21 protein-coding genes are annotated in these 19,449 nt (G+C 39.2%); 6 read left to right on the top strand and 15 right to left on the bottom strand.

Annotated elements, in window-relative coordinates; genetic code table 11:
* The coding region (locus tag BLP46_RS12925; RefSeq protein ID WP_167669140.1) for a hypothetical protein at window positions 1–493 on the top strand (493 nt) is incomplete at its 5' end.
* Between the two features lie 129 nt (window positions 494–622).
* Here BLP46_RS12925 and BLP46_RS01955 read toward each other — a convergent pair.
* The 11 genes from BLP46_RS01955 to BLP46_RS01905 form a co-directional block, all read right to left on the bottom strand.
* Entirely contained in the window at window positions 623–1,255 is a 633-nt protein-coding gene (locus BLP46_RS01955; RefSeq protein WP_092974786.1) for a V-type ATP synthase subunit D, read from the bottom strand.
* 21 nt (window positions 1,256–1,276) lie between these two features.
* On the bottom strand, window positions 1,277–2,650 hold the full coding sequence (locus tag BLP46_RS01950) for a V-type ATP synthase subunit B (RefSeq protein WP_092974783.1): 1,374 nt from the start codon (window positions 2,648–2,650) through the stop codon (window positions 1,277–1,279).
* Window positions 2,651–2,665: 15 nt separating this feature from the next.
* Window positions 2,666–4,420 carry a V-type ATP synthase subunit A gene (locus BLP46_RS01945; protein WP_092974780.1) on the bottom strand — a complete coding sequence of 585 codons (1,755 nt, stop codon included), beginning with the start codon at window positions 4,418–4,420 and terminating at the stop codon, window positions 2,666–2,668.
* A 27-nt stretch (window positions 4,421–4,447) separates the two neighbouring features.
* Window positions 4,448–5,041: a hypothetical protein gene (locus BLP46_RS01940; protein ID WP_092974776.1), complete on the bottom strand. Its 594-nt coding sequence runs from the start codon at window positions 5,039–5,041 to the stop codon at window positions 4,448–4,450.
* A gap of 40 nt (window positions 5,042–5,081) precedes the next feature.
* Window positions 5,082–5,390, bottom strand: coding sequence for a V-type ATP synthase subunit F (locus BLP46_RS01935; RefSeq protein ID WP_092974773.1), 309 nt, complete (start codon window positions 5,388–5,390; stop codon window positions 5,082–5,084).
* Window positions 5,391–5,434: 44 nt separating this feature from the next.
* Complete coding sequence (locus BLP46_RS01930) at window positions 5,435–5,866, bottom strand: ATP synthase subunit C (RefSeq protein ID WP_092974770.1); 432 nt, start codon at window positions 5,864–5,866, stop codon at window positions 5,435–5,437.
* A gap of 19 nt (window positions 5,867–5,885) precedes the next feature.
* A complete protein-coding gene (locus BLP46_RS01925) occupies window positions 5,886–7,820 on the bottom strand; it encodes a V-type ATP synthase subunit I (protein WP_092974766.1) in 1,935 nt (644 codons plus the stop codon).
* Window positions 7,821–7,870: 50 nt separating this feature from the next.
* Window positions 7,871–8,905 (bottom strand): V0D/AC39 family V-type ATPase subunit, encoded by a 1,035-nt coding sequence (locus BLP46_RS01920; protein WP_092974763.1) that lies wholly within the window; start codon window positions 8,903–8,905, stop codon window positions 7,871–7,873.
* A gap of 33 nt (window positions 8,906–8,938) precedes the next feature.
* Window positions 8,939–9,247, bottom strand: a complete 309-nt coding sequence (locus BLP46_RS01915; RefSeq protein WP_092974759.1) for a hypothetical protein — start codon at window positions 9,245–9,247, stop codon at window positions 8,939–8,941.
* A 96-nt stretch (window positions 9,248–9,343) separates the two neighbouring features.
* Window positions 9,344–10,705 carry a PFL family protein gene (locus BLP46_RS01910; RefSeq protein WP_092974756.1) on the bottom strand — a complete coding sequence of 454 codons (1,362 nt, stop codon included), beginning with the start codon at window positions 10,703–10,705 and terminating at the stop codon, window positions 9,344–9,346.
* Between the two features lie 30 nt (window positions 10,706–10,735).
* Entirely contained in the window at window positions 10,736–11,005 is a 270-nt protein-coding gene (locus BLP46_RS01905) for an ACT domain-containing protein (protein ID WP_092974752.1), read from the bottom strand.
* Between the two features lie 185 nt (window positions 11,006–11,190).
* On the opposite strand from BLP46_RS01905, the gene BLP46_RS01900 reads away from it, so the two are divergent.
* Window positions 11,191–12,012, top strand: coding sequence for a histidinol-phosphatase HisJ family protein (locus BLP46_RS01900; RefSeq protein ID WP_092974746.1), 822 nt, complete (start codon window positions 11,191–11,193; stop codon window positions 12,010–12,012).
* A 117-nt stretch (window positions 12,013–12,129) separates the two neighbouring features.
* Here BLP46_RS01900 and BLP46_RS01895 read toward each other — a convergent pair whose 3' ends face one another.
* The 4 genes from BLP46_RS01895 to murC form a co-directional block, all read right to left on the bottom strand.
* Window positions 12,130–12,591 (bottom strand): DUF2798 domain-containing protein, encoded by a 462-nt coding sequence (locus BLP46_RS01895; protein WP_092974743.1) that lies wholly within the window; start codon window positions 12,589–12,591, stop codon window positions 12,130–12,132.
* Between the two features lie 186 nt (window positions 12,592–12,777).
* A complete protein-coding gene (locus BLP46_RS01890) occupies window positions 12,778–13,461 on the bottom strand; it encodes a YczE/YyaS/YitT family protein (protein WP_318259403.1) in 684 nt (227 codons plus the stop codon).
* Between the two features lie 19 nt (window positions 13,462–13,480).
* A complete protein-coding gene (locus tag BLP46_RS01885; RefSeq protein WP_092974740.1) occupies window positions 13,481–13,897 on the bottom strand; it encodes a MarR family winged helix-turn-helix transcriptional regulator in 417 nt (138 codons plus the stop codon).
* 156 nt (window positions 13,898–14,053) lie between these two features.
* Window positions 14,054–15,439: a UDP-N-acetylmuramate--L-alanine ligase gene (gene murC / locus BLP46_RS01880; protein WP_092974737.1), complete on the bottom strand. Its 1,386-nt coding sequence runs from the start codon at window positions 15,437–15,439 to the stop codon at window positions 14,054–14,056.
* A gap of 341 nt (window positions 15,440–15,780) precedes the next feature.
* Here murC and rlmD point away from each other — a divergent pair, with 341 nt between their 5' ends.
* Genes rlmD through BLP46_RS01860 form a run of 4 tightly spaced genes read left to right on the top strand, consistent with a single transcriptional unit; the run spans window position 15,781 to window position 19,445 of the window.
* Complete coding sequence (gene rlmD, locus BLP46_RS01875; RefSeq protein WP_092974734.1) at window positions 15,781–17,139, top strand: 23S rRNA (uracil(1939)-C(5))-methyltransferase RlmD; 1,359 nt, start codon at window positions 15,781–15,783, stop codon at window positions 17,137–17,139.
* 17 nt (window positions 17,140–17,156) lie between these two features.
* The gene (locus BLP46_RS01870) at window positions 17,157–17,786 is read left to right on the top strand and encodes a class I SAM-dependent methyltransferase (protein WP_092974731.1); all 630 of its coding nucleotides are present in this window, start codon (window positions 17,157–17,159) and stop codon (window positions 17,784–17,786) included.
* A gap of 2 nt (window positions 17,787–17,788) precedes the next feature.
* Window positions 17,789–18,547: an SDR family NAD(P)-dependent oxidoreductase gene (locus BLP46_RS01865; protein ID WP_092974728.1), complete on the top strand. Its 759-nt coding sequence runs from the start codon at window positions 17,789–17,791 to the stop codon at window positions 18,545–18,547.
* A 1-nt stretch (window position 18,548) separates the two neighbouring features.
* Window positions 18,549–19,445 carry a YihY/virulence factor BrkB family protein gene (locus BLP46_RS01860; protein WP_092974725.1) on the top strand — a complete coding sequence of 299 codons (897 nt, stop codon included), beginning with the start codon at window positions 18,549–18,551 and terminating at the stop codon, window positions 19,443–19,445.
* Window positions 19,446–19,449 lie beyond the last annotated feature (4 nt).

Genomic DNA, 19,449 nt, shown 5'->3' with positions numbered 1-19,449 from the left:
TACTTGTGTTACAGATAATTTTGATGAAAGGCTTGAACAAGCAGATAAAATTAATGAATTACTAAAAGAATATAAAACACCTGAAATTGCTTTGGAATATGCAAAGGTATTGGGAAATGCTACTTTTGATACAGACAATTTTGATGAAAGTGTTAAGCAAACAGATAAAATTAAAGCATTGCTAAAAGAATATCAAGCACCTGAAATTGCTTTGGAATATGCAAAGGCATTGGCAAGCACAGCGCTTAACTCAGACAATTGCAATACAATAATTTCATATAAGACAGCAATTTATAATCTGTATCAAGAGTATAAAACATTAGAATTTGCCGGATGTTATGCAATGATTTTAGCAATTTTAAGCTTTAATTTAGATACTGCCGATGAAATTAGAAATATATGTCTTGCAGGAATCAATGAAATAAAAGCAGACGGTTTTAACAGTGAAAGAATAGAGAAAATGGAGAAAGCGATAAATGATAAGATAATTTAAGTGAAAAACTAAATGATAATCTGTAATTCAAAATTTTGTTTAAATGCTTTTATACAGATTTTGCAGGTAAATCACACAAAAATAAGCGTGCAGGTTTCTGCACGCTTAAATTATGTCATATTCAATTGATTATGCGCTTTCGCTGTTCTTTTGCTTCGTCTTTTTAATAACCTTAAGACGGCTGAATTCCTCTCTGTCCTTTTCGTCAAGAGCGTCCGAGATAAACTTTACGGTTTCCTCAAACTTTGGAATCATAATGTTCTTAAGCGCATTTGCACGCTTTTGCGTCTTTTTGATTGAGTCGGCAAGTCGGTAAACGCTGTTCTCAATCTGAGCCAGCTCAACGGTAAGATACTTAACCTCGGTAAACTTGTTGTAGGCGTTGTCAATCGCAGAATTTGTCGATTGCAAGCCGTAGTGCAAAAAGTTGTGGTGCTGGTGTTCCTCAATTGTCAAAATAGGAATCTCAACACCCATGACGCTCCTTGAATCGAGCTTTAGGGTGTCTTCAACCGGGATTGAGTTTGAAATATCTTCACAAAAACCGTTGGTTACGTTAGCCGTCTGCAAAGCAATATAAGCTTCTTCATAGGCATTGTCAATCTTCTGCTGAATTGCATTAGCCTTTTCAATCAGAGTCATCATTTCTCTAATAAGAATATTACGCTTTCTGTCAAGAAGCTCATAGCCGTTTTTGGCAAGCGAAAGCGACTTTTTGGTATTCATCAAATTACCTTTGGTAGGTACAGCCTGCACAGCCATATGCTTTCTCCTTTCAGCAGATTAGCCTTTGTAATACTGGTCAAGTATAGCGTCGTCAACACGGTCAAGTTCTGCTCTCGGCAGAGTTGAAAGCAACTCCCAGCCAAGGTCAAGGCTCTGTTCAATGCTTCTGTTTTCGTTAAAGCCCTGATTAACAAACCTGTTTTCAAACAGCTTACCAAATTCAATATACTTTTTGTCAATCGGCGAAAGTTCTTCTTCACCGATAACCGAAGCAAGCGACCTTGCGTCAATTACCTTTGCATAAGAAGCAAAAAGCTGGTTGGCAAGCGACTGGTGGTCGGCTCTTGTATAGCCCTCGCCGATACCGTCTTTCATAAGACGTGAAAGCGACGGCAAAACGCTGACAGGAGGATAAAATCCCTGTCCCTGCAAGGTACGGTCAAGAACTATCTGACCCTCTGTAATATATCCCGTAAGGTCGGGGATAGGGTGGGTAATATCGTCGTTAGGCATTGTAAGAATCGGAATCTGAGTAACCGAACCCGAGTGTCCCTTAATCATTCCGGCACGCTCATATAAAGAAGCAAGGTCGGAATAAAGATAACCCGGATAACCTTTTCTGCCCGGAATTTCACCCTTTGATGATGAGAACTCACGAAGAGCCTCGGCATATGAGGTCATATCTGTCATAATAACAAGAATGTGCATATCAAGTTCAAATGCAAGGTATTCCGCAATTGTCAGCGCACATCTTGGTGTAAGTGTTCTTTCGATGATAGGGTCGTTTGAAAGGTTAAGAAGCATAACAACTCTTGAAAGGACGCCGCTTTCTTCAAAACTCTTTCTAAAGTATTCGGCAACGTCTTTCTGAACGCCCATTGCGGCAAACACAACGCCAAAGTTTGTGCTGTCTGCGCCGCTGATTTTTGCCTGACGTACAATCTGAACAGCCAAGTCGTTATGCGACATACCTGAACCTGAGAAGATAGGAAGCTTCTGTCCGCGGATAAGCGTCATCAGTGTATCAATGGTTGAAATACCCGTATTGATATAGTTCTTTGGATACACACGTGAAACAGGGTTAATCGGCGTGCCGTTGATGTTTTCTTTCTTTACGGGGAAAATATCGCCCAAGCCGTCAATCGGTTTGCCCGAACCGTTAAGAACACGTCCGATAATCTCAGGTGACAGCGGCATCTCCATCGGATGTCCCGTTAACCTTGTTTTTGTATTTTTAAGGCTGATTCGTCTTGTTCCCTCAAAAACCTGAACAACAATTCTTTCGCCCTCAATCTGAACCACACGTCCCTGGCGAACAGTACCGTTGTCAAGCTTGATGTCAACGATTTCTTCGTTGGAAACGCCCTTAACGCCGTCCATTACGATAAGCGAGCCGTTAATTTCCTTTACGCCTACATAATCTATAATCATTACTGCGTTTCCTCCTTATTTAAGTGCTGCAAGTTTTTCGTCAATTTCTTTTATATATTCGTCAAACATTTCAGGCTTGCTGTTTGGAATATCATATTTCATCTTTGTAAGCTTATCAAAAAGTCCGAGTGCAAGGATTTTTGAAAGCGGAATTTCCTGAGCCACAATTTCTTTTGACTTTTCATAAAGATGAAGAATAGTTTTCATCATCAGCTTTTGCTTTTCAAGCGGTACGAATGTATCGTCTGCGTGGAAAGCATTCTGCTGTAAGAATCCTACACGGATAGCTCTTGCTGTTTCAATAACAAGTTTTTGGTCATCAGGCAAAACATCCGAACCGATAAGCTTTACAATCTCCATAAGGGAATTTTCTTCCTGAAGCAATGCACTTATCTTGTTGCGGTACTCAACAAATTCGTCGCCGAGGTTCTTTCTGAACCAAGGGTCAAGGTCGTTAAAATATTCGCTGTAACTCTGAATCCAGTTGATTGCCGGATAATGTCTTGCATAAGCAAGCGCTTTGTCAAGTGCCCAGAAGCAACGTGTAAAACGCTTTGTGTTCTGTGTTACAGGCTCAGAGAAGTCAGAGCCCTGCGGAGATACGGCACCGATAAGTGTAACCGAGCCTTCGCCGCCGCTGAGAACCTCAGCACGTCCGCCTCTTTCGTAAAACTCTGCAAGTCTTGACGGAAGATATGCCGGGAAGCCTTCTTCGGCAGGCATTTCTTCAAGTCGTCCTGAAATCTCACGCAAAGCCTCAGCCCAACGTGATGTTGAGTCAGCCATCATTGCAACGTGATAGCCCATATCTCTGTAATATTCGCCAAGTGTAATACCTGTGTAAATAGAAGCTTCACGAGCCGCAACAGGCATATTGGATGTGTTTGCAATAAGAACGGTACGGTCGGTCATCGGACGCTGTGACTTAGGGTCAATCAATTCCGAAAATTCTTCAAGTACCTGGCTCATTTCGTTTCCGCGTTCGCCGCAGCCTACATATATAATAATGTCGGCATCGCACCATTTTGCAAGCTGGTGCTGAGTCATTGTTTTACCAGTTCCGAATCCGCCCGGAATAGCGGCTGTGCCGCCCTTGGCAATAGGGAAGAGGGTGTCGATAACACGCTGACCTGTAATAAGCGGTACGGAAGACGTGAGTCTTTCTTTAACAGGACGTGATGTTCTGATTGGCCATTGCTGGCACAATGTAAGGTTGTGTTCCTCGCCGTCATCGTCCTTAATTACTGCAACCGTGTCAAAAAGTTTATATTCTCCGTTAGGCATAACCTTGGTAATTACGCCTGAAATTGACGGCGGAACCATAAGTCTGTGCTCAATAATCGGAGTTTCGGGCAGCGTAGCATAAATCTGTCCGCTTTCAAGTCTGTCGCCAACTTTAACTTTGAGGGTAACGTTCCAAAGCTTTTTGTCGTCAAGAGAGCTTACGCTTGCGCCTCGGCTGATAAACGAACCCGATTGCTCTTCGATTGCTTTCAAAGGACGCTCAATACCGTCAAAGATATTGTCAATGATTCCCGGTCCCAAAAGTACGTTCATCGGAGCACCAGTGCCGGTTACGGGGTCGCCCGGCTTTAGACCTGTGGTTTCCTCATAAACCTGAATTGTGGTAAATTCATCGGTGATTCCGATTACCTCGCCAACAAGCTTTTGCTTGCCAACGTGAACCATTTCCATCATTTCAAAGCAATCGGCTTTTTTTACGGTTACAACAGGTCCGTTAATTCCATATATAACATTGTTGTTTTCCATACATATCACTCTTTCGGTTTCAATTCATCAAAGCACGCTGAGATTTGAGTTTTCAATAAACCATTCCCTCTGGTCGGCAAGTTTGCTGTCAAGGGTTTCGTCAGCTACAATTCTAAGATTTTCGCAATAGCCCTTTAAGCCGCCGATTTTTACCGACTTGTCTGCTTTGACTTCGGCTTCTCCGCCGAAAAATGCCTTGATTTTGTCAGCTGCTTTCAAATCTCTTTCGTTTACATAGAGAACACAGCTTTCCTTGCCGAAAAGAGCTGCAATTTCTTTTGCGCTTTCAGTCAGCTTTTCGGAATAAGCGGATGTTTTTGTATATTCAATAAGTTTTTCTTCGGCCTTTTTGAAAATATTCTCGGTCATTTCAACTCTTTCAACAAAGAGCTTTCTCTGACCTTCCTGAGTGTTTTTTGCAAGGATACCGGTCTGCTCGTTTTTCTTAGCTTCAAGTTTGTCTTTTATCAGCTTTTCGCTGTCAAAGGCAGCCTTTTTCTCGGCTTCCTTGATTTTTTCCTCTTTCAGCTTATCAACCTCGGAATGCATTTCATTTCTCTGGTCGTCGGCATATTTCATTATGGCTTTCAGAAAGTTATCGGTTTTTGCGGTAATTTCCATATAAATAACCTCTCAGCTTCTGAATTTAAGTAATCGTCAATTAAAGCTTAACGCCAATTGCGTCCTGAACATATTTTGTAATACTGTCCTTGGTTCTTCCGTTACCGTGACGGTCGGGAATTTCAACAATAAGCGGACGCTTGTGGTTAAGTTTAAGGTCATACACCAAATCGGGGCAGAGAGAAACAAGGTGCTCCGTCATAAGTATAACGGCAATGTCCTCTCTGTTCATAGCTTTTGTAAGCTCGGAGCGAACTTCTTCTTCTTCGTGAACAACAACGCCCTCAACGCCGGCAAAGCGCATTCCCATTTTGGTATCAACATTATCACTTATCAAAAAAAATTTCATATTATCAAAACCTTTATTTGTTGCTAAAAGCACTTTGCGGTTTATCAGCCTACTGCTGAGATTAACATGATGGAGATAAGCATACCGTAAAGTGCAACACCTTCACCAAGTGCAACGAAGATGATAGCTTTACCGAATGCCTTAGGATCTTCACTTGTAGCACCGATAGCTGCCGGAGCTGCATTACCAACGGCAATACCGCCACCGATACAAGAGAAACCTGTTGCAAGACCTGCGCCGATGTAAGCCAAACCTGCTGCTGTTGCGTCTGTTGCTGTTGATGTGTCGCCTGTTGCTGCGCTGGCTACGAACGGGCAAACCATGCACAATGTAAATACTGCTGCAAACGAGGCGAGCTGCATAAGAACTGTTCTTTTTCTGCTCTTGCCTTTTTCAAATGCCTTAACTGCAAGTACAACAGAAAGAATAAGGAATACTACCGGTAAGATTAGCATAATTGAATTGAATAATAACATAATAAATACCTCCAAAAAATTATTCTTTGATTAATTTAACGGGTTCGTAGTTTCTGCCCTCACCCGAATAAAACTTACTGAACATCTCGTAATACTCAAGACGAAGCGTCTGAATTGATACAAGAAGTGCTTCCAGAGCCATAACGAGACCGTTGCCGAGAACAACAACAATCCAGTATCCGACGCCTCCGATAGTTTCGGCAAGCACGAATACAACCATCATCATACCCGCATGAACAAGTACAAATGCGCCGACACGCAGGAAGCTCATTGTGTTTGTAACATAACTCAAAAGAATCTCAAGAGATTCAAACAGCTTTTCAACTATATATCCGCCCCAACTTTCAGGTTTCCAGTCGGGCTCTCTGTTTACAAGTCCCGAAAGGGGTTCGCTGAAGAATACAAGTATGAACGGAAATACTATTAATCCTAAAATATAGGGGAGAGAAAGAATGTGCTTGCCCAAGAAAAGTTGACCTGCAAGGCCAAAAATTGTAGCGGAGTAGAAAACAACGCCCGCAAGACCGCTTGAACTGAATAATGCACGTCCGTAGTCTTTTTGTCTGAATGAAGTGTAAATGTTCAGGAACATTGCAACAATCAGAAGGACAACGCCGATTCCGATAGCACCCAAGATAATAAATGTTGTGTTCTGATGAGCCATTACTTCAAACGGCTTTTCGTCAAGTCCGAACAGTGCTTTGTACATAGGGTCAAGCATGTGTTCAAAACCAAATACGCTTCCGAATATTGTGCCGAATATCGCAGATGAAATACCGCAGGGGATAAGAATTTTTCCTATTTTCATCTTTTTGATTTTCCACATCAACATTCCTACAATCGAAACCATAAGTCCCTGACCGAGGTCGGCAAACATAATTCCGAAAATTATTATATATGTGATTGCCACAAACAGTGTCGGGTCAATCTCATTATACTTAGGAACACCGTACATTTCTGTGTAAAACTCAAAAGGTTTAGCTAAAAAACAGTTTTTCAGTTTTACAGGCGGTGATTTTTTTATCTGATTATATGATGCGGAAAACTCTGTTTCAATGCTCTTGATTTCCGAGAGCTTTTTCTTAAGGGGCTTTACCGATTCTTTCGGAACCCAGCCTACAATAATAAAACTTTTGTTATACTGCAAAGCTTTGGTTCTGATGCCTGCGTAAAGGTAAAGTTCCTCAAGCTTTGATAAGTTTTTGGAAATAAGCTCGGATTTTTCATTAAGATAATCCTCAATTTTTTTCTCAACGGTTTTAAGTTTTTCCTCAAGCTGAGGAACGATTGACTTTAATTTGTCAAGATGGTCCTGAGGAGTATCCTGAACGCCGAGGACGTCGCATTTTTCAAAATAAAGTCCCACAAAAATTTTATCAATTTCTTCTGCCTTATCAATCGGAGTGAAATACACGCCCCATAAATGTGTTTTATCCTGAGTGCAGATGTTAAAGTCAACAAACGGATTGTGTTTGTAGGCGTCAAGTTTTGCAAGACTTTCTTTTGGCATCTTACCGAAGTTTGCCTTAACATATTTAAGTTTCAGCAAACTTTCAATTTCAACGCCGATTCCAAGAAAGTGGCTTGTTTCAACCAGGTTTTCCTTTGCTTCATAAAGCTGTTCGGAAATAAACTCCTTGTCATCCACAAGTGCGTCAATTTCATGAGCAGTGTTGTTAGCAAAGGCTTCCAGCTCTTCAAATGGCGGATTGTAGTCGCTGACATCTACAATTTTGAAATTTCGCTTTGTTAAGTTAAGCGAAGCTTTTAAATTTGTCAATGGTTCAGCATAGATGTTTTTTGTCTGAAGATGTGTAAAGTCCTTTGTGTCGCCGTAAAAATCAGTGACGTTATCAGGTTGGAACACACCTGATTTACCAAGTACCGTAATAACGTCATCAATATTATCAATCAGACCGATAATACTCACGGCTTGCATGGTAGAAATTGCCAAATTAAAATCACCTCTACTTATAAGTCAGGCTGTAAATGTATTAAGAAACCTTAATAAATAAGCAGTGACTGTATCTTTTTAGTATCTAATTTATATCTTATTCCCTCAATCAGACAGATGATATTCATCAGCTCTGTTTCGGAAACAAACATATACGAAATCATTACAACCGACGGGTTGTTTGAAAAACGCATATTCTTTCTTGCAAGTCTGTACTTAACTCTCGGACTGATATCGCTTGCGTATACATATCCGATTTTGTTAATCAGTCTGCCGTTGTTGGTGCTCTGCATAATTGTGAACACCTCGCCCGAAGACTCAGCCTTGCACATTTGGTCAATTACTCTTTTGTTGATGTTGCTGTACTTGACCATCAGGGAATTTTTAATTACATCAGGCGGAAGTTTATAATACTTTTTCAATCTCAGTATAGTTGAAAAAATATTATAATCAATAATCGTTGAAAACATAGATTTTAATTCTTTCTTTTCAACTCCTTTCGCCTTTTTGTCAATTATCTGATAAAGGTTTGAATATACATATTCATAAAGCCTGGTTTCAATGTCCGAAACAGGCAAGCGTCCTTTTTCATCCGGCTCAAATTCCTTAAGAATATTGTGATAGGGTGATGATGAAAGAACACTGAGAAATTCATCATAATTTTTAGCGTTTGCAAGTGCGTTTATATCAATATCCGTATGACTTGCAAAATACGACGGGAATTGATAAATAAATTTATCGGTAGAATTGGAATTGAGCAAAATCAAAAATCTTACAATCTGTTCAACTTCAATAGATTCGATAATATATTTTGAAAGTCCCGAGCTTATGCTTGAATCATATCTGCACAGAGAGTCAAATTCATAAAACAGGTTTTGCCTTAAAAGAGCTTCAAGCCTGCCTCTGTGCACATCACGCTCGTTCATATCCTCAAGAGCCTTTGAATATCGCGTATATGACTTAAGGTAAGACATAACCTCGGCAACGCTTTGACACGCCAACAAACTGTTGTAATCCTTATCAGTAAGACGTTTGCCAAATTTTGACCTTGCCTTTGTCATAACCGCAAAAGATGTATTTGGCATAATCCACCTCCGTTAAAAGTTAAAGCATGTAATTTATTCGATTACACGCTTCACAATTTCATCGACCCATTTGTCACAGTTGTTCTTGTAGTCAGACTGAAGCTTAATATGGGCTGACTTTTGTTTGCCTTTTACTTCTTCCCATTGCTGAGCGGCGTTCTTTTCTTCGGCTGCGTCGTTGCGCTTTATGGTTTCAAGAGCTTCGCTCATATATTTGTCATATATGGCCTGAGCTTCGCTGTCAATCTTTTGACTTAGCTCGCCCTTTTCTTTTTTTATGTTTTCTTCCATTGCCCGTGCTTCGTTATCGGCATCGACAATTTTTTTAATCATATTTTCCATAATAACACCTCTGGTATAACCGATTGATTATATTAATGAAAACCATGGGGCAGAGGAATTACTGCCTCCGCAGACAAATTTCGGTTTTCACTGATATTAGTTTTTCAAAGCCTGGAGCGGAGCAGGAATTCTTCCGCCTCGGTTTATGAATACTTCCGGCGAGCCTTTTCTTATCGGCATAACCGGGCCGCTGCCGAGAAGACCGCCAAATTCAAGCACGTCTCCGGCTTTTCTTCCGATAGCTGGAATAAGTCTTACAGCGGTTGTCTTGGTGTTTACCATACCGATTGCAGCTTCATCCGCAATGATGGCGGAAATCACTTCCGGAGTTATTTCTCCGGGAACAACAATCATATCAAGACCAACCGAGCAAACGGCTGTCATTGACTCAAGCTTTGTTATATCAAGAAAACCGTTTTTGGCAGCACTGATCATTCCTGCGTCTTCCGAAACAGGAATAAATGCGCCGCTCAGACCGCCTACGTGTGATGAAGCCATTACGCCGCCTTTTTTAACGGCGTCGTTCAGCAAGGCGAGAGCAGCAGTTGTGCCGTGACATCCGCAAGCTTCAAGACCCATTTCTTCAAGTATATGTGCAACACTGTCGCCGACTGCCGGTGTAGGTGCAAGTGACAGGTCAACAATTCCAAACGGAACGCAAAGTCTTTTGCTTGCTTCTTTTGCAACAAGCTGACCCATTCTTGTGATTTTAAATGCGGTTTTCTTTACCATATCCGCAATTTCCGTTATATCTTTGCCTGCGCCGTCTTTAGCAAGAGCGGCTCTTACAACACCGGGACCCGAAACACCTACGTTAATAACGGTATCGGCTTCGCCTACTCCGTGAAAAGCACCCGCCATAAACGGGTTGTCCTCGGGGGCGTTGCAGAAAACAACAAGTTTTGCTGCTCCGATGCAGTTTCTGTCGGCAGTTACTTCGGCAGTCTTTTTAATGGTTTTACCCATCATCTTTACTGCGTCCATATTTATGCCGGCTTTTGTTGAACCGATATTAACCGATGAACAAACAAATTCGGTTTCGGCAAGGGCCTGAGGGATACTTTCAATAAGTGCGTAATCACCGCTTGCAAATCCCTTTTGAACAAGTGCGGAATAACCGCCGATGAAGTTGACGCCAAGTTCTTTTGCCGCTTTGTCAAGCGAATATGCAAACTTAACAACATTTTTGCTTTGACAAGGTGCTGCAACCATTCCAATCGGAGTAACGGAAATTCTTTTATGGATTATGGGAATGCCGTACTCACGCTGAATATCTTCACCCGTTTTTACCAAATCTTTTGCACTGCGGCAGATTTTGTCATAAACCTTGGTGCAAGCCTTATCTATATCTTCGTCAATGCAATCAAGAAGCGAAATACCCATTGTAATTGTTCTTACGTCAAGGTTTTCGTTGTCAATCATATTTATTGTTTCAAGAATATCTTTTGTTTCTAACATATAATATGTCCTTTCAATCCGCAGTAAACATTATATTTTATGCATACTATTAAATATGTCCTCGTGCATAATGTGAATTTTTGTTCCTGTGGATGTCCCGACATCGTTAAGGTTTTCTCTGAGCTGCTCAAAACCGATATTGGATTTGTCAATCTCAACGAGCATAACCATTGCAAACATATCTTGCAGTACGCTCTGAGTTACCTCTACAATATTAACGCTTGCCTTTGCACATGCGTCAGACACTTTGGCAAGAATACCAACATTATCCTTACCGATGACTGTGATAATTGCTTTCATTAGCTTTCCTCCTGATGTACCTTTTGCAGGATTAAAATGCACATCCTGCAAATCCGACAAAAAAGTCCTATTTGTGATTATTTTAACTAATGGGTATATTATATAATGATTTTCTGATAATGTAAAGCCCTAACTTGCATAAATATGTTTATTATGCTATTATTTTTTTAGGAGGAATTTAAAATATGATATTATCTGACTTGCATACCCATTCTAATAATTCTTTTGATGCAAAAAACTCTGTTGACGAGATGTGTTGCGCCTCTGTTGAAAGGGGATTGTACGCCATTGCCGTAACAGACCATTGTGAAGCTCCGTTTATCAAATACGGCAAGGATTGTGAATATGGGAGCTTTGATGAAAGAATCCCAAAATCCATAAAAGAGACCTTGGCTGCCAAGTCAAAATATGCTGACAAACTCAAGGTTTTGTGCGGTATTGAACTCGGAGAACCGATGCACGACAGCGACGGAACCAAGCGTGCTTTGTCCTATGGCGAATATGATTTTATACTTGCTTCAGTTCACAATCTCAGGGATATGGAAGATTTTTATTATCTTGATTATTCTGCAATAAATTTGAGTTTACTTTTGAATAATTACTTTGATGAAATTGCAGAAACCGCAGATTTTGATAATTATGACAGCCTTGCTCATTTAACATATCCGCTTAGATATATTTTGGTAAAAACCGGAAGTATTCCTGATATGTCAGAATTTAAAACTCAAATTGATAAAATTTTTAAAATTCTAATTAAGAAAAATAAATCATTGGAGATTAATGTTTCCGGTTTGTTCAAAGAGCTGAAAACCACCTTGCCCGATTATGATTTAATACAGCGTTACTATGAACTCGGCGGAAGGCTGATAACCGTCGGAACCGATTCTCACAGCACCGAATATGTGGGCAAGGGCATTGAAACAGGTCTTAATATTGCTAAAAAAGCTGGGTTCAAACAGTATGCAATATATGAAAAACATAATCCTGTTTTTATTGATATTCCTTAGGACCATTGCTTATATTACTACTTCATTGCATAAATGTAAAATGTATATTTGGCATATCTGATATATGCTATTTGTATTGCAATAAAGTATGTTATTTTGTCTATTTATTAATTGTTTTTAGTTATTATTGGCATATATTTTTCTAAAAATAAACCTTGCTGTCGGTCCTGCTACAAATATTTGAAGAGGCATAGCCATTGCAAAGTTAAGGCAATAGGCCCTGAGATAATTCGGAATGATTTGAGAATTAAATCCGCTTGCGTGATATACCCCGATTACGCTTGCAAATGCTACTTGACAGATTACTGTAAAGACCTGAATGGTCAGTATTATAAAAATCTGTCGGTCGTTACTGTTGATTATTTTAAAAGCAAGATGTTTTGCAAATGGGGTCGAAATGAAATATGCGCACAATCCTATTATTATGTATTCTATCCACATATTTTTTAATGCTGCAAGAAAGGTTAAATTTGAAAATTCTCCGCTTGCAATAACGCTGTTATACAGTGTCATAAAATAAACCATAATCCATGCTGTTATTGCTGTAAATACTGCTGATTGAAAATTGGTTTTTGGCATAATAATCCTCCATCCTAACTTCAAGACAAAAAAATAATGCCCCTCCGCCGTCTGACATTGGCAGAGTGACATTTTATGTCTTCATGCTAATTTAGTTTTATGCAATCCATTAATAAAGATTACTTTAATTATTTAGCACAAATTTTCAAAAAAGTCAAGATGAAGTTTCGACTTTTAAAGATTTTATCAGTCTATTCTAACCAAGCCAAGAACCTTGTCGCGTTTTTCACCGAATATTTTTGTAATAAATCCGAGAACTATGCCGACAAGCAAGGCTGCTGCAACAGTTCCTATTCCGACCGAACCGAGAGATTTAAGCACAATAATGCACGAAATGAGCGATATGGTTACCATTGATACGTCAAACGCAATTTTAATTCTATTAAATTTAATATGTGTTTTATCTGAAATAGCCATCATAGCTCCCTCGCCGGCAAGCGGCACTATGTCTGACGGAAGATATAAAAATATGCCTGCCGCAATCAATACGGTGCTGCCCAGCATAAGTATAATACGAAATACTATGTTACTTGGCGTCGGAATAAATCCAAACAAAAAGTTAGAAAATGTTGTAAAATATCCAAATACTATGCCTACTGCTATTTGCAGTAGGTTTTTTATTTTAAATTCTTTTCTTAAAATTGCTATTTGCAGCAATACCAAAAAAATATGAAATACGATTGTGGCTTTTCCCATCTCAAGCCCTGTAATGCAGGTAATAGTATATGGGATTGAGCTGACAGGGGAGACGCCCAAATTCGATTTTACCGACATCGAAATACCTAATGCCATAATGAACAGCCCCAAAAAGTAAGCCAATAATCTTTTTTTGATATTACTCTTTTCTAATCTCAATTCTGAATTGTTCAATACAGTCTTCCTTTCATATTCACTTTAAATTCTCATAAATTCTGTCAAGCATACTTTCGAGTAACTCAATTTCTGAATCTGAAAACCCATTGAGTGCCTTAGAGTCCACCTTGTTAAATGTGTTTTCAACTTTTTTTGACATTTCAATGCCAAAGTCGGTGAGACTGACATACAAAGAACGTCTGTTTCCGTTTTTGATATGCCTTTCAATCAAATTGTGATTTTCCATTCTTCTCAGCAGTCCTGTTACCGATGCCGGGTCAATATCACATCCGGCGGCTATTTCCTTTTGCTCGCAGGGTTGATTTTCTGCTAAAAACTCAATAATTTTCGGCTCACCCGGTTTTAAGTCGGTTTGTGATTTAAGGTCGCTGACTATTGATTTTTGGCATACGGTATGACTTGCTCTTAACCTGTAATGCAGTGAATTTTTCATTTGCCCTCCAATAATTTGTATACAAATAATTAGTATGTTAACTGTTATATTATAACACTAAATTCAAATCTGTCAAATTTTCTTAATACTTAATATATGTTTACAGAAAAAATCCCACAGATATTTAACCTGTGGGATACTTTAAAATCAATGTAATTACTTGTTTTCTTCCATATATTTAAGCTGTTTAAAAATCATATTAGCACACATATAAACATTTCCGCCGCCCATTGTTAATATCAGGTCGCCCTCTTTGGCATTTTTGCATACATAGTCGGTGATTTCCTCAAATGTGTCCAGGCAAACCGAATTTGGTACTTTAGCTCCTAAGTCGGTAGAATATATATTGTATGTGTTTGTTTCTCTTACAGGGAGAATTGCCGATATAATTGCAACATCGGGAATTTTTAACGCTTCTGCAAAATCGTCAAGCAGCATTGCTGTTCTTGAGAAAGTATGCGGCTGAAAAACAGCCCAAACCTTTTTGAATCCCATACTCATAGCCGCATTGAGCGTAGCTGTGAGTTCAGTCGGGTGATGTGCAAAATCGTCTGCCACCGTGATTCCGCATGGTGTGCCCAAAATTTCAAATCTTCTGTGAACTCCACCGAATTTATGCAGATTTTCCGATATTTCATTAGGAGTTGCGCCAAGGTAATGTGCAGTTGCCGCAGCCGCAAGAGCATTGTAAATATTATGTTTGCCGGGGACAATTAATTTAATGTTTGTGATTATTTCGCCCTTGTAATACAAATCAAACTGTTCGTGAACGCCCTTGTCTGCCGTTACGTGTTCAGCACGATAATCACAGTTTTCTCCGAAACCAAAAGTTATCTTTTCAATGTCAACATCGCCGACTGCTTCAAGTGTGTTTTTGTCGTCGCCGTTAATTACAAGCAGACCTGTAGTTTGAGTGGCAAATTTATGAAAAGATTTTTTTATGTTGTCAAGATTTTTAAAGTAATCAAGGTGGTCTGCGTCAATATTAAGTATGATTGAAATAAACGGATTGAGCTGAAGAAACGTATCAACATATTCGCATGCTTCGCAAACGATAATATCGCTTTGACCGACGTAACTGTTGCCGCCGATAAACGGAAGCTTTCCACCGATTATTGCCGACGGATCAAAGCCGCTTCCTATTAATATCTGTGAAAGCATAGCGGTTGTTGTTGTTTTTCCGTGAGTGCCCGAAACAGCAATGCTTCTTTTGTATCTTCTTGTTACAATTCCAAGCATAATGCTTCTCTCAATGCAAGGAATACCCTGTTCAACAGCCGCTTTTCTTTCAGGGTTATCTTCTTTAATTGCAGCTGAGTATACCACAAGCTCGGCTCCCTTTATGTTGTCGGCATTATGTCCCATATGCACGGGGATTCCGTAACTTTTGATTCTGTCAAGGGTTTCGCCCTCGTTCATATCAGAGCCCGAAAGTTCAAATCCCTCTGCATTGAGAATCTCGGCAAGAGGACACATTCCGCTTCCGCCGATTCCGATAAAATGTATTCTTTTTATTTTATTTAAAAGCTCATCATAGTTCACAACAAATACTCCATTTCATTTAAAAGATAAAATTTAAATCGAAGCATACTCTGCTCGGTTTTCAAAAAGCAAAGCCTGCGACCGACTTAAGCAGTGCAAAATGAGCGTCAGCTTCTCAGGATTTCGGTAAAAGCTTAATTCTTTCTCCGAAAGTAATTGAATCCACCGATAAATTTACAAGGTCATCTGCACTTAAATTATACTCTTTCTATTATAAGATAAAATCAGTGAAAAATAAATACTTGTAACGCAAAATTAACAATATTGACAAAAATTTTATATGTTGCCAAATAAGAATAAGAATGTTAAAATAAAATCAGTAATTATTGGTGGTTAATACTATGCTAAAGAAAAATGAAATAATTGATATAACAATAACTTCGGCAACCGCTGAGGGCAACGGAGTCGGTCACACAGACGAGGGAATCGCCGTGTTTGTGCCTCTTTCCGCAATCGGCGACAAGCTCTCGGTTAAAATTTTAAAAGTCAAAAAAACATATGCATTTGCCAAGATAGAAAAAATCCTTGAACCGTCGGAGTCAAGAATTGTGCCCGATTGTCCTTACTTTGAAAAATGCGGCGGATGTGTTTGGAGACATATAAACTATGATGAAGAATGTAAGATAAAACAACAACGTGTAGTTGATGCGGTTGAGAGAATCGGCGGAATACACACCGACTTCAAACCCATAATACGCTGCAATAACACTTTGCGTTACCGAAATAAGGCTCAGTTTCCGATAGGAAAAGACCGAGACGGAAAAATTCAAATCGGTTTTTACGCCTTTCATTCTCACCGCATAATTGATTGCGACGATTGTTTGCTTCAGCCCGAAGTGTTTTCTAAGGTTATGAATATAACCCGAAAGTTTATTGCCGAGACAAATACCGATATTTATGACGAGCGCACAGGAAAGGGAAGACTTCGTCACCTCTATATAAGGCTTGGAGAATTAACCGATGAACTTATGGTGTGCTACGTAGTAAACGGAAACGGTCTAAAGCAAGAAGATTTGCTTATAAAAATGCTGAGAGAGGAACTTCCAAACCTTAAGACGGTCGTCTTTAATTCCAACAGAGAAAATACAAATGTGATTTTAGGTCAAAAGAATCGTATTGCATACGGAAACGGATATATTACAGACAGACTTTGCGGATTAAATTTTAAAATATCTCCTTTTTCTTTTTGGCAGGTCAACAGAAGTCAGGCTGAAAAGCTGTATTCAAAAGCCAAAGAATATGCAAATCTTAAATCCGACGAAATTCTCCTTGATTTATATTGCGGAACGGGTACAATAGGACTTACAATGGCTAAGGACTGCAAAACGCTTGTCGGCGTTGAGATAGTAGAGGATGCCGTAAAGGACGCAAACGTAAATGCAAAGTTAAATGGAATAGATAATGCAAGATTTATTTGTTCCGATGCCGCAAGTGCAGTAAAAACTTTGCAGGCTGAGGGATTGTCTCCCTATGTTGTAATACTTGACCCTCCTCGCAAAGGCTGCGGTGAAGAACTTTCCGAGACTGTTTCAAAAATGCAGCCTAAGCGTATTGTGTATGTGTCATGCGACCCGGCTACGCTTGCAAGAGATTTAAAATACTTTGGCGAGCGTGGATATGTAACCAAGGAGATTACTCCGTGTGATATGTTCAGCCGTACCGCACACGTGGAAAGCGTCTGTCTGATAGAAAAGCAATGAATAGGATGTGAATAATTATGAAATATCATAAATTAACCGAAAATGCCGCAAAACCAAGCGGCTTCTGGGGAAAAATGATGATAAAGGCAATGAACAAAGGACATTCCTCACTCACCGATTGGGGACTTTCATACATAGATATTCCTTTGAACAGCACATTGCTTGACGTTGGCTGCGGAGGCGGAAGAACGGTTTCAAAGCTGTGCCGTATGGTTGGCAACGGAAAAGTATACGGAATTGATTATTCCGAGCTTTGCGTTAGCAAATCCAAAAAGCTGAATCAAAAGAATATCCTTTGCAGCAAAGCAGATATAATCAAGGCTTCTGTATCTTTGCTTCCGTTTGACGACGAAAAATTTGATGTTGTAACCGCAGTTGAAACATACTATTTTTGGCCTGATAAACTCGAAGGTCTTAAAGAAATTAACAGAATATTAAAGCACGGCGGAAAAATCCTTTTGATTTTTGAAATGCTAAAAACCGATGATAATCCTAACAAATGGAAGCCGATTGAAAAACGACTTAATATTTCAGCCGTAACAAAGGATGAAATCGGTGAGATTCTGCTCAGAGCAGGTTATCAGAATATTCAATTGCACACAAAAGACGGTACAAGCTGGCTTTGCGCAATTGCTGAAAAGGAGTAAATATGAAAGCTTTGATAACGGGGGCAAGCTCCGGAATAGGCAGAGAAATTGCCAAATACCTTGCCTTGCTAAAATACGATTTGATAATTGTTGCACGCAGCGAAGATAAATTAAACAGTCTTGAATCCGAGCTGAAAAACGTTGATGTACAGGTTGTTCCCTGCGATTTATCAAGTGAACAGGAAGTTTTTGATTTGTATGAACGTTTACGCAGTGAAAAGATAGATTTTCTTGTAAATAATGCAGGATTCGGTGCTTACGGAAAATTTGCCGATGTTCCGCTTAAAACAGAGCTTGATTTAATACACACGAATGTATGTGCGGTTCATATTCTCACAAAGCTGTTTCTAAAAGATATGTTAAAGCGCAACAGCGGTTATATTCTTAATGTCGGTTCTGCCGCAGGTTTTCTTGCAGGTCCGACTTTTTCAAGCTATTATGCCTCCAAAAATTACGTTGTCAGATTAACCCAGGCAATCCACGAAGAACTTCGCCGTGAAAAAAGCAATGTAAAGGTTTCTGTGCTTTGTCCCGGACCTGTACGAACAAATTTCAACAACGTTGCAAACGTCAAATTTTGTATTCGCGGATTATCGGCTGACTATGTTGCAAAATGTGCTGTTGACAAAACATTAAAAGGAAAAATGATTATAACTCCGGGCTTTGAAATGAAAGCTACTAAATTCTTTGAACATTTTCTTAGCGAGAAAATGCTGACCCGTGTTTCGTACAATGTTCAGATGAAAAAAAACGGTAAATAATATGATTCGTTTTATTATAAAGGCTATTAATAAAATTCAGCCGTTTATCAGCAAGGCAAACAGCGACAATGTTTTTGCAATTGCGGGTCAGTCTGCATTTTTTATAATTTTATCCGCCTTTCCGTTGACTATGTTTTTGGCTTCAATACTTCAAAACTTGCATATTCCGTTTAAATATGTAGAGGACAGTTTGAACAGTCTTTTTTCACAGCAGGTTGTAGATTATATATCTTCATTTATGAATGATGTCTACAATAATTCTGTCGGCATTTCGTTTATTACATTAATCGTTACGCTTTGGTCGGCGGCAAAGGGAATACAGGCGATTACCAATGGCCTGAATCGCATATACAATGCGTATGAAAACAGAAATTGGCTTTTTCTCAGAATAAGGGCAATGATTTATACGGTTGTTCTTTTTGCAATCTTAATTGCAACATTGCTTGTTGTTGTTCTCGGCACGACTATAAAAGAATGGATTTCATCAGTAATTTATATTCCATATATGTTTACGGTTGTTTATCATCTGAGATTTTTGATAATATTTGTTTACCTTATTGTGCTGTTTGCATTGCTATACCGAAATTTTCCGAATATCAGCAGATCTCAGCACAAAGAATACGGAATCAAATATCAGCTTCCCGGTGCATTTTTATGTGCCCTGTCTTGGGTTTTGCTTTCATTTGGAATTTCAATTTACGTAAACGATTTTAACGGATTTTCAATTTACGGAAGTTTGACCAGACTTGCCGTAATTATGGTTTGGCTGTATTTTTGTATGATATGCCTTATGCTCGGTGCCGAAATTAATTATTTTTATCACGAACAAATCAAAGCTTTTGAATTTAAAGCCTTTAAAAAAAGAATTAAAAATATAAAGTCCAAAAACAAAAAATAAAGTG

The sequence above is a fragment of the Ruminococcus sp. YE282 genome (assembly GCA_900101355.1).
GTDB classification, from domain to species: Bacteria; Bacillota; Clostridia; order Oscillospirales; family Acutalibacteraceae; genus Ruminococcoides; species Ruminococcoides bromii_A.
Note: the sequence above shows the minus strand (reverse complement) of the source record. Positions and strands in the feature narration are given on the sequence as shown.